Consider the following 7,360-nt stretch of genomic DNA (forward strand, 5'->3'; position numbering starts at 1 on the left):
ACCAGCTCATCCACTGAGCGGGTCGAGACGCCTTGCACGTAGGCTTCCTGGATCACCGCTGCGAGCGCCTTCTCGGCGGTGCGACGCGGCTCCAGGAAGGGTGGGAAGTAGCTGCCCTGACGCAACTTGGGGATGCGCAGCTCGACATCGCCGGCGCGGGTCTGCCACAGGCGATCCCGGTAGCCGTTACGGCTGTTGCTCCGTTCGTTGCTTTTGACGCCGAAACCGGCGCCACACAGCGCCTCGACATCCAGTTCCATCATGCGCTGGGCAACGAACTGGATCATGTGCTTGAGCAGATCGGTATCTGCCCCTTTCTCGGCAAGCTCGCTCAATGCGATAGTGCTCTGGGTCATCGTGGTTGCCTTGATGAGTGGTTAGGTCTGCAAACTCAACCTTAACCAAGAACCACGATGGCCTTCCTCTTACGCCTGACGGCGCTTCGGCTAGACCTCAGTTACACCACTTCCCGGGACACGATCAAATCGCAGCTCGGGCCTCAGCCGCAGAAGTCGCCACCTCAAGCTGCTCGTCGATTAAATCGACGAGCTGTTTTTTATCATTCCGTGGCTCGGCGGAAATCACATGAATCGGAAGAGCCGCAAGAATGACAGCAAACCAAATCCTAAAGTTGGCAGCCATTGCCGACGGCCCTCCAGAAATTTCGCTGGGCCGGATCGTTTGCATGATCCAGCTCCTGTAAGTTCGCAATGCTCTCGATTTCACGCCTCAATATCCAATGCCAGGAGAACATCGCACTGGAAAAGAGCTGCCAATCGGTTTGTGAAATGCTGTAGGCGGACTGCAGAGTGCCATTTCTGGCGAATATCTGCAGAACAACACCTCCCGCCATAGCACTAGCGCCCAGATTCGCTGCGACAATCTTGCGTCTAATCTCCTCAACCGCTCTCTCGCTCGCAAGATTCAGTCTCAGGTGATGAATTTCAGGACAACGGGACATATCAACCGACCTCAGTAGTTTCAAGGTCGCCACACCATCGCATTGTCGTTTGTTCAAGAACATGCGGTCTGGAGCCTTTCTGAAAAGCCAGCCAGAAACCAGGAAAAGTCATTCACGTAGACAGGCGAAACAAAAAAGCCGGCTAGCGCCGGCTTCCTCTGTCCTTCTGTCGTCAGTCGAGCATGCCGACATGCCGCGGATGGCTGGCCACGCGGCCCAGCCAGGCGAGGATGGCCGGGTAGCCGGACAGGTCGAAGCCCCCCTCATGGGCCACATGGGTGTAGGCGTAGAGGGCGATATCGGCGATGGAATACTGGTCTCCCACCAGGTACGGCGTGCGCTGCAGCTGTTGCTCCATCACTTTCAGCGCCTTGTGCCCGCGCACCTGGCAGACCTTGTACTCCTCCAGGCGATCTTCCGGCATGCCCTGGTAGAGCTGGATGAAGCGCGCCACGGCGACATAGGGCTCGTGGCTGTATTGCTCGAAGAACTGCCACTGCAGCACCTGGGTATGCAGGCGCGGCTCGGCGGGCAGCAGGTCGCTGCCTTCGGCGAGGAAATTCAGGATGGCGTTGGATTCCCAGAGCGTGGTGCCGTCTTCCAGCTCCAGCACCGGGATCTTGCCGTTGGGGTTCTTCTCCAGGAACTCGGGGCTCTGGGTCTCGCCCTTGAGGATGTCCACCGGGATCCACTGATACGGCAGGCCGAGCAGGTTGAGGATCAGCTTGATCTTGTAGCAGTTGCCGGACTTGTAGTCGCCGTAAACCTTGTACATCGCATCCCTCCTCCGTGGTCAGGCAGCTTCGGCTGCCCGGGCCTGACGGATGACACCCGCGAGCCGCTTCAGGCCTTCGCCCAGGCGCTCGGGTGCTACGTGGCTGAAGTTCAGCCGCAGGTGGCCCGGATGCTTGTCCGGATCGATGAAGAACGGCTCGCCCGGCATGAAGGCGACGTTCTGTTCCAGTGCCGGTTTCAGCAGGGTGCGGGTATCCAGCGGCTGCTTCAGGGTCAGCCAGAAGAACAGCCCGCCCTGGGGGATTTCCCAGGTGGCCAGCTCGCCAAAGTGTTCCTCCAGCGCGGATTGCATGGCATCACGACGGACACGGTAGAAGTCGCGCAGCTCGGCCAGATGCTCACGGTACTGCTCGGTACCGAACCATTGCAGCGCCTGCCACTGGCCGATGCGGTTGGTGTGCAGGTCGGCCGACTGCTTCAGGCGCAGCAGGTGCGGGAACAGGTCCGGGGTGGCGATCAAAAAGCCCACGCGCAGGCCCGGCAGCAGGGTCTTGGAGACGGTGCCGGTGTAGATCCAGCTGGCCTTCTTCAGGCGGGTGACGATGGGCGTGGCGCTGCCCTCGTCGAACACCAGTTCACGGTAGGGTTCGTCTTCGATCAGGGTCACGCCGAATTCGTCCAGCAGCGCGGCGACCGCGTCGCGCTTGGTCTCGCTGTAGCGGGTGCCGGACGGATTCTGGAAAGTCGGGATGAGATAGGCGAAGGCCGGCTTGTGCTGCTCCAGGCGCTGGCGCAGCGCTGCGATCTCGGGACCGTCGGCTTCCTGGGGCACGGCGATGCAATCGGCGCCGAACAGCTGGAAGGCCTGCAGTGCCGCCAGGTAGGTGGGCGCTTCCAGCAGCACTTCGGTGCCCGGATCGATGAACAGCTTGGAAGCCAGGTCCAGGGTCTGCTGGGAGCCGCTGACGATCAGCACCTGGCTCGCCTCGCAGGGCACCCCCAGGGCGCGTGCCTCGGCGGCGATGGCCTCACGCAGCGCCGGCTCGCCCTCGCTCATGCCGTACTGCCCCATGCTCGCCGGCATCTCGGCCCAATCCACCTTGGGCAGCATCGGCTCGGCTGGCAGGCCTCCGGCGAAGGACATCACTTCCGGACGCTGGGCGGCGGCAAGGATTTCGCGGATCAGGGAGCTTTTCAGGCGGGCGATGCGTTCGGAGAAGGCCATGGATTGTCACCGGGTGCGGAGGCGAGAAAATTGAGTCAAACTGCTTGACCGAAACTACGACGACCGCGACAGAAACGTCAATATGCTTGACCTGAAAAATCCCGCCATCCAGCAGGCCGCCATGGAAGCCTTCTTCTTCGGCTACCAGGCCTTCACCGGCAAGCCTGACGAAATCCTCGCCCGCCGCGGCCTGTCGCGGGTGCATCACCGCATCCTGTTTTTCATCGCCAAGTATCCGGGGCTCAGCGTCAAGGAGCTGCTCGGCTACCTGGGGGTGACCAAGCAGGCGCTGAACACCCCGTTGCGGCAGCTGATCGAAATGAAACTGGTGGAGAGCGCGGCGGCGAGCGATGACAAGCGCAAGCGCCTGCTCGGTTTCACTGCCGAAGGGGCCAGGCTGGAACAGGCCCTGCGCCGGGAGCAGGCGCGCCTGCTGCAACGCGCCTTCGGCGAGGCCGGGGAAGAAGCGGTGCGCGGCTGGCTGGCGGTCAACCAGGCGCTGTGCACCGCACGGCAGAGTGACGCCGCCGAAGGCTAGGAAGCCGCTTGCAACTCGCGCGCGGCACGGAAGAACACCAGCACCATGGCCAGATTGGCCGCGATCAACGGCAGCAGGCCCAGCATCATCAGGACGATGGTAGCCATCATGATGCCACCCACCACATCCAGCCAGGCCATGATCCGGAACGCCGGATAGACGTTCTGTACCTTGAGCAGCCTCACCCCGAGCCAGGCGGTCAGGGCACCGAGCACGGCAATCACCCCGAAGTAGAACAGCATCGGCCAGCCCGGCTGGGAGCTGGCGTCGCCCATGAAGAAATCCAGCACCTCGATCGCCAGGCTGACCATGATCACCGCCCAGACCGGCGGCGCCAGTCCTTCCCCGGAGAACCGCGCTTCGGCGAACAGTTTGAGACGGATCAGCAGATAGCAGCCGAGCAGGGTCAGGGCCACGCCGAACCAGTCGGTCAGGCTGGCCATCCGCGGGTCCTCGGTGGCGCCGGCAGCCACCGCAAGGCCGGTAAGGATCAGGGTGCCCACCGCGCTGACCAGGCTCAGCCACGCCAGCAACCTGAGGTTGCCGGGCGTCCAGCCGCGCATCTGCCGCGGCCCCCTGTCCTCCACCAGGTCCACCCTGGGGGCGGCGTAGGGATTCTCGTCCATGGGCATCACTCCGAGCTGCAAAAGCATCACAGTAGCCGCTGAACCCCGGGGTGCCAACCGACTGTAATGCTCAACCCGCGCATTGCTGTATCGGGACGTTGCAAGGCACCTGGCCTTAGTCTGCGGGCACAACACAAGGTGACCGCCATGAGCCTGGAACTGATCTTCGCCTTCGTCCTCTTCGCCTTCGTCACCTCGGTGACACCCGGCCCCAACAATATGATGCTGCTCGCCTCCGGGGTGAACTTCGGGGTGCGCCGCAGCCTGCCGCACATGCTCGGCATCAGCCTGGGCTTCATGGTGCTGGTGATCGCCGTGGGTCTCGGCCTGGCCCAGGTGTTCCAGCAGGTGCCGGCGCTCTACACCCTGCTGCGCTACCTCGGCGCCGCCTACCTGCTCTACCTGGCCTGGAAGATCGCCGGTTCCGGGGCGCCGGATGCGGACGGCGCCGAGAAGCGTCCCAAGCCGTTCACCTTTCTCCAGGCCGCGGCGTTCCAGTGGGTGAACCCCAAGGCCTGGGTAATGGCCATAGGCGCCATCACCACCTACACCCCGCAGGAGAACTTCGTGGTCAACGTGGTGCTGATCGCGGCGCTCTTCGCCCTGATCAACTGCCCCAGCGTCGGCCTCTGGACGGTGGCCGGCAGTCTGCTGCGCCGCTGGCTGTCCGAACCGCGCATACTGCGCCTGTTCAACATCGGCATGGCCCTGCTGCTGGTGGCCTCGCTCTATCCCATCCTGGTCGACGTCAACGGAAAGATCTGATGCAACCCAGTTCGGAAACCCCGGCCAACCTGCCACGCCTGCGTCTCCTGGCGGACTCCTCGCCTTCCGCCGTGGTGGCGGGCTTCATCGCCATGCTCACCGGCTACACCAGCTCCCTGGTGCTGATGTTCCAGGCCGGCCAGGCGGCGGGCCTCGACAACGCGCAGATCTCCTCCTGGATCTGGGCCCTGTCCATCGGCATGGCGCTGACCACCATCGGCCTGTCGCTGCGCTACCGCACGCCCATAGTGGTCGCCTGGTCCACGCCGGGTGCCGCCCTGCTGATCACCAGCCTGCCGGGGGTGAGCTACGGCGAGGCCATCGGCGCCTTCATCGTCTGCGCCGCCCTGCTCGCCCTGGTGGGCCTGACCGGCGGCTTCGAGCGCCTGATGCGCCGCCTGCCCGCCTCGCTGGCGGCAGCCCTGCTGGCCGGCATCCTGTTCAAGATCGGCAGCGAGATCTTCATCGCCGCCCAGCACCGCACCACCCTGGTGCTGGCGATGTTCTTCAGCTACCTGCTGTTCAAGCGCCTGCAGCCGCGTTACGCGGTGCTGGTGGCGCTGCTGGTGGGCTGCGGCGTATCGGCGGCGCTGGGCCTGCTGGACTTCGGTGGCTTCGAATTCGCCCTGGCCGAGCCGGTCTGGACCACGCCGGAATTCTCCGTCACGGCGGTGATCAGCATCGGCATCCCGCTCTTCGTGGTGGCCATGGCCTCGCAGAACATCCCCGGCATCGCCGTGCTGCGCGCCGACGGCTACCAGGTGCCGGCCTCGCCGCTGGTCTCGGTCACCGGCATCGCCTCCCTGCTGCTGGCCCCCTTCGGTTCCCACGGCATCAACCTGGCCGCCATCAGCGCGGCCATCTGCACCGGCCCCCACGCCCACGAAGACCGTAGCAAGCGCTACACGGCCGCGGTCTGGTGCGGGATCTTCTATGGCATCGCCGGCACCTTCGGCGCCACCCTGGCGGCGCTCTTCGCCGCGCTGCCCAAGGAGCTGGTGCTGTCCATCGCCGCCCTGGCGCTGTTCGGCTCCATCAGCAATGGCCTGACCGCCGCCATGCAGGAGCCCAGGGAGCGCGAGGCGGCGCTGATCACCTTCATGGTCACCGCCTCGGGCATGACCCTGCTGTCCATCGGTTCGGCCTTCTGGGGCCTGATCGCCGGGGTGCTGACCCTGGTGATCCTCAATACGGACACCGGCAGGGAAAAATGAAGAAAGGCGCCGGAAGGCGCCTTTCTTGTGCTTTTGTAGGGTGGACCACGCTTCATCGGTCCACCAACGAGGTCAAGCCGAAGACCGCCGGTGGATATGAAAAGCGCTATCCACGTCGATATCAGATCGCCGTCGCGCCGCCATCCACCGCCAGGGCATGGCCGGTGGTGAAGCCCGCCGCGTCGCAGCAGAGGTAGAGCACCGCCGCGGCGATCTCTTCCACCTTGCCGATGCGCCCCACCGGGTGCATGGCGGCGGCGAATTCGCCCTTCTTCGGGTCGGACTCGTGGGCGCGGCGGAACATGTCGGTGTCGATCACCGCCGGGCATACCGCGTTCACCCGAATCTGCTTCTTCGCGTACTCGATGGCCGCCGACTTGGTCAGGCCGATCACCGCGTGCTTGGAGGCGGCATAGATGCTCATCTTCGGCGCGGCGCCCAGGCCCGCCACCGAAGCGGTATTGACGATGGCGCCGCCGCCCTGGGCCAGCAGCAGCGGAATCTGGTACTTCATGCACAGCCAGACACCCTTCACGTTGACGCCCATGATGGCGTCGAACTCCGCCTCGCTACCCTCGGCCAGCTTGCCCTTCTCGATCTCGATTCCGGCGTTGTTGAAGGCGTAGTCCAGGCGGCCGTAGGCAGCCACGACGCCCTCCATCAGCGCCCGGACCTCGGCGTCGCGAGTCACGTCGCAGCGGATGAAGCAGGCGTCTCCGCCAGCGGCGCGGATCTGCTCGACCGTGCCTTCGCCACCGGCGGCGTCCACATCGGATACCACCACCTTCAGGCCCTCGGCGGCGAACGCCAGGGCGGTGGCGCGACCGATTCCGTTGCCTGCGCCGGTCACCAGGGCGACCTGGCCGGAGAATTTCATGCTCATCTGTGCATCCTCGATGGGAATGGGAACTGCGGCGCAGTCTAGTCAGTGTCCGCCCCCGGTCGTCAGCATCATCAAGGCTCTGGTGGATACGCCATCCAGTTCGATGATGAATGGACAACCGCGGAATCATTGGTGCTCATGACGGCCCATTCGCTTCCAGCAGTGGTCGACGAGTGCCGCCATTTGTGGAAGAGGCACGGAGGTACGCGCCACGCTTCGGCGAAGCGGTCGAGGACATCGCCGGCTGGCTGGCCAGCGGCGAGCTGAAGAGCAAGGAAGAGGTGGTGACGGGACTGGAAAGCGTCCCGGAATCCCTGGGCAAGCTGTTCAGCGGGGAGAACGTCGGGAAACTGGTGCTGAAAGTGCGCTGATGCAACGGAGGTGCGCTGCCGGCGAGGCAGCGCACCGCGAGC

General features: G+C 64.4%; 9 protein-coding genes and 1 pseudogene. 4 read left to right on the plus strand and 6 right to left on the minus strand.

The window, feature by feature from the left end; translation table 11 throughout:
• The 4 genes from ACFPU0_RS12010 to ACFPU0_RS12025 form a co-directional block, all read right to left on the minus strand.
• Nucleotides 1-356, minus strand: a 356-nt coding sequence (locus tag ACFPU0_RS12010) for a transposase (protein WP_377693222.1), incomplete at its 3' end; no start/stop codon positions are given.
• 124 nt (nt 357-480) lie between these two features.
• Nucleotides 481-687, minus strand: coding sequence for a hypothetical protein (locus tag ACFPU0_RS12015; RefSeq protein WP_377693223.1), 207 nt, complete (start codon nt 685-687; stop codon nt 481-483).
• 446 nt (nt 688-1,133) lie between these two features.
• Nucleotides 1,134-1,736: a glutathione S-transferase family protein gene (locus tag ACFPU0_RS12020; protein WP_377693224.1), complete on the minus strand. Its 603-nt coding sequence runs from the start codon at nt 1,734-1,736 to the stop codon at nt 1,134-1,136.
• An 18-nt stretch (nt 1,737-1,754) separates the two neighbouring features.
• Nucleotides 1,755-2,921, minus strand: coding sequence for a PLP-dependent aminotransferase family protein (locus ACFPU0_RS12025; protein ID WP_377693225.1), 1,167 nt, complete (start codon nt 2,919-2,921; stop codon nt 1,755-1,757).
• Nucleotides 2,922-3,003: 82 nt separating this feature from the next.
• On the opposite strand from ACFPU0_RS12025, the gene ACFPU0_RS12030 reads away from it, so the two are divergent.
• Nucleotides 3,004-3,459, plus strand: a complete 456-nt coding sequence (locus ACFPU0_RS12030; RefSeq protein ID WP_377693226.1) for a MarR family winged helix-turn-helix transcriptional regulator — start codon at nt 3,004-3,006, stop codon at nt 3,457-3,459.
• Here ACFPU0_RS12030 and ACFPU0_RS12035 read toward each other — a convergent pair.
• Nucleotides 3,456-4,085, minus strand: a complete 630-nt coding sequence (locus tag ACFPU0_RS12035) for a hypothetical protein (protein WP_377693228.1) — start codon at nt 4,083-4,085, stop codon at nt 3,456-3,458. The genes ACFPU0_RS12030 and ACFPU0_RS12035 overlap by 4 nt on opposite strands.
• A 147-nt stretch (nt 4,086-4,232) precedes the next feature.
• Here ACFPU0_RS12035 and ACFPU0_RS12040 point away from each other — a divergent pair, with 147 nt between their 5' ends.
• Both ACFPU0_RS12040 and ACFPU0_RS12045 read left to right on the plus strand, forming a co-directional pair.
• Entirely contained in the window at nt 4,233-4,850 is a 618-nt protein-coding gene (locus ACFPU0_RS12040; protein ID WP_377693229.1) for a LysE family translocator, read from the plus strand.
• Nucleotides 4,850-6,064, plus strand: coding sequence for a benzoate/H(+) symporter BenE family transporter (locus ACFPU0_RS12045; RefSeq protein WP_377693230.1), 1,215 nt, complete (start codon nt 4,850-4,852; stop codon nt 6,062-6,064). Before ACFPU0_RS12040 ends, ACFPU0_RS12045 begins: the two co-directional genes overlap by 1 nt.
• 121 nt (nt 6,065-6,185) lie before the next feature.
• Here ACFPU0_RS12045 and ACFPU0_RS12050 read toward each other — a convergent pair whose 3' ends face one another.
• Complete coding sequence (locus tag ACFPU0_RS12050) at nt 6,186-6,947, minus strand: SDR family oxidoreductase (RefSeq protein ID WP_377693232.1); 762 nt, start codon at nt 6,945-6,947, stop codon at nt 6,186-6,188.
• A 203-nt stretch (nt 6,948-7,150) separates the two neighbouring features.
• Here ACFPU0_RS12050 and ACFPU0_RS12055 point away from each other — a divergent pair.
• Nucleotides 7,151-7,318: pseudogene (locus ACFPU0_RS12055) on the plus strand (NADP-dependent oxidoreductase); the annotation flags it as partial.
• Nucleotides 7,319-7,360 lie beyond the last annotated feature (42 nt).

The sequence above is a fragment of the Pseudomonas sp. GCM10022186 genome, assembly GCF_042656385.1.
Taxonomy (GTDB): Bacteria; Pseudomonadota; Gammaproteobacteria; order Pseudomonadales; family Pseudomonadaceae; genus Metapseudomonas.

Coding starts and splice junctions, on each gene's coding strand:
- ACFPU0_RS12030 (WP_377693226.1), top strand. CDS start 3,004: ATGCTTGACCTGAAAAATCCCGCCATCCAGCAGGCCGCCATGGAAGCC.
- ACFPU0_RS12035 (WP_377693228.1), bottom strand. CDS start 4,085: ATGGACGAGAATCCCTACGCCGCCCCCAGGGTGGACCTGGTGGAGGAC.
- ACFPU0_RS12020 (WP_377693224.1), bottom strand. CDS start 1,736: ATGTACAAGGTTTACGGCGACTACAAGTCCGGCAACTGCTACAAGATC.
- ACFPU0_RS12040 (WP_377693229.1), top strand. CDS start 4,233: ATGAGCCTGGAACTGATCTTCGCCTTCGTCCTCTTCGCCTTCGTCACC.
- ACFPU0_RS12045 (WP_377693230.1), top strand. CDS start 4,850: ATGCAACCCAGTTCGGAAACCCCGGCCAACCTGCCACGCCTGCGTCTC.
- ACFPU0_RS12050 (WP_377693232.1), bottom strand. CDS start 6,947: ATGAGCATGAAATTCTCCGGCCAGGTCGCCCTGGTGACCGGCGCAGGC.
- ACFPU0_RS12015 (WP_377693223.1), bottom strand. CDS start 687: ATGCAAACGATCCGGCCCAGCGAAATTTCTGGAGGGCCGTCGGCAATG.
- ACFPU0_RS12025 (WP_377693225.1), bottom strand. CDS start 2,921: ATGGCCTTCTCCGAACGCATCGCCCGCCTGAAAAGCTCCCTGATCCGC.